The sequence below is a fragment of the Clavibacter lycopersici genome, assembly GCF_003576405.1.
Lineage (GTDB): Bacteria > Actinomycetota > Actinomycetes > Actinomycetales > Microbacteriaceae > Clavibacter > Clavibacter lycopersici.
The window spans coordinates 1-2,370 of record NZ_QWGT01000323.1 but is presented as its reverse complement, the minus strand read 5'-3'; the positions used below and the strand labels follow the sequence as shown (position 1 = coordinate 2,370).

The window sequence follows — 2,370 nt, the reverse complement described above, 5'->3', positions numbered from 1 at the left end:
AGGAGGGCGGGCGCGGCGGCGGGGATCACGCGGCGACCCTAGGGGTCGCGGCCAGGCTTGCGCGCGGACGGCGACGCGGCTGGGGACGGACGACGGACGTGCGCCCGCGGGAGGACCGCGGGCGCACGTCGGCGTGGATCAGGTGGTGCGGATCAGACGGACTGCCGCGTGCGCGACGCCTCGAGCATCTCGTCGCGCTCGACCACCTTGATGCGGGCGCGGCCGTGCGGCTGCCCCAGGGCGATCTCGTGCTCGTCCAGCGCGTGCCAGCCGGCGAGGTCCGTGTACTCGATGCCGCGGGCGGCGAGGAGGTCGACGATGGCCTGCTCCTCGGGCGCCTCGGGGGTCCACCAGTCGCCCTGGTCGTTGAGCACGTGCGAGACGGTCTCCATCGCGTCGGACTTGGTGTGCCCGATGAGGCCGATGGGCCCGCGCTTGATCCAGCCGGTGGCGTAGACCCCGGGGATGCGCGTGTTGTCCGCGTCGAGGACCTGGCCCTCGTGGTTCGGGATGACGCCGCGGCGCTCGTCGAACGGGATCCCGTCCACGGGCGAGCCGAAGTACCCGACCGCGCGGTAGATGGCTTGCACGGGCACGTCGCGGTACTCGCCCGTGCCCTCGACGCCGCCGAGTCCGTCGGGGCGCGTGCGCTCGATGCGCAGGCCCGCGACGCGCGGCTCGGCGTCGTCGGACGCGAGCACCTCGGCGGGGCGCGAGTAGAAGTGCAGGTGCAGGCGGCGGGACGCGGATCCCGTCTCGCGCGTGCGCCACTTCTCCAGCACGCGGCTGATGACCATGACCTGCTTGTTGGTCTTCGCGGCCTCCTCGGCGGCGGGATCCACGCCGAAGTCCTCGTCGTAGACGATGACGTCGACGTCGGGCACCTCGCCGAGCTCGCGCAGCTCGAGCGGCGTGAACTTCACCTGCGCGGGCCCCCGGCGGCCGAAGACGTGCACGTCCGTGACGGGCGAGTGCTTGAGCCCGGTGTAGACGTTGTCGGGGATCTCGGTGGGCAGCAGGTCGTCGGCGTGCTTGGCGAGCATGCGCGCCACGTCGAGCGCGACGTTGCCGTTGCCGATGACCGCGACCTCGCGGGCGTCGAGCGGCCAGTCGCGCGGGAAGTCGGGGTGGCCGTCGAACCAGTTGACGAAGTCGGCCGCGCCGTAGGAGCCCGGCAGGTCGATGCCGGGGATGTCGAGCTCGGCGTCGCGGATCGCGCCCGTGGAGAAGATGACCGCGTTGTAGTGCCGCTGCAGGTCCTCCAGGGTGATGTCGCGGCCGTAGTCGACGTTGCCGAAGATGCGGATGTCGCCGCGGTCGAGCACGTCGCGCAGCGCGCCGATGATGCCCTTGATGCGCGGGTGGTCGGGCGCGACGCCGTAGCGGACCAGGCCGTACGGCGCGGGGAGGCGCTCGAACAGGTCGATGGAGACGTCGAACTGCTTCTCGGCCTTCAGGATGATGTCGGCCGCGTAGATGCCCGCGGGCCCTGCGCCCACGATGGCCAGCCTGAGCTTGGTCACTGGTGTCTCCGGTTCGTCGTCGTCCCCGTGCCGGCCGTCGGGGGCGTGGTGGTGCGGATCCCCGCGAGAGCCGGCGGGGACGAGCGGACGGCTAGCGCGTGCGCTCGACGATGGTGTCGGCGAAGCGCGTGAGCGCCTTCTTGACCGGGCCCTCGGGAAGCGGCGCGAGCGCCCCGACCGCCTCGGCGGCCCAGCGGTGCGCCTCCGCGATGGTGCGGGCGGTGACCTCGTGGTCGCGGAGCTCGGCGATCGCGGCGGTGAGGTCGGCCTCGGACTCGGGCGTCTCCTCGTGCTCCACGTCGCGCTGGATCCGCGCGAGCAGCGTCGCCGCGCCGGCGTCCGTCTCCGCGAGGCGGCGCAGGTAGAGGAGCGGGAGGGTCGCGACGCCCGCGCGCAGGTCGGTGCCCGCGAGCTTGCCGGTCTCCTCGGGCTGGTCGGCGAGGTCGAGGACGTCGTCGACGAGCTGGAAGGCGACGCCCGTCCGCTCGCCGAAGGCCAGCACGGCCGACTCGAGCTCGGGATCCGCACCGGAGTAGATGACGCCCATCTGCGCGGCGCAGGCGATGAGGGAGCCCGTCTTGTCGGCGAGGACGTCGAGGTAGTGCGCGATGGGGTCCTGGTCCTCGCGCGGGCCGATGGTCTCGTGCAGCTGGCCGAGCACGAGGCGCTCGAACGTCGCGGCCTGCAGGCGGATGGCGCGCGGGCCGAGGTCGGCCACGATCTTGCTGGCGCGGGCGAACAGGAGGTCGCCCGCGAGGATCGCGACGGAGTTGCCCCACACGGCCTGCGCGCTCGGGACGCCGCGGCGCATGTCCGCCTCGTCCATGACGTCGTCGTGGTACAGCGA

At 73.0% G+C, this 2,370-nt stretch carries 2 protein-coding genes; both read right to left on the bottom strand.

What is annotated here, in order from left to right:
* Window positions 1–152: 152 nt before the first annotated feature.
* Window positions 153–1,523 (bottom strand): FAD-dependent oxidoreductase, encoded by a 1,371-nt coding sequence (locus DZG00_RS14590; protein WP_119382573.1) that lies wholly within the window; start codon window positions 1,521–1,523, stop codon window positions 153–155.
* 91 nt (window positions 1,524–1,614) lie between these two features.
* Window positions 1,615–2,370 (bottom strand): polyprenyl synthetase family protein (locus tag DZG00_RS14585; protein WP_147360029.1); only part of this gene is annotated, 756 nt, incomplete at its 5' end.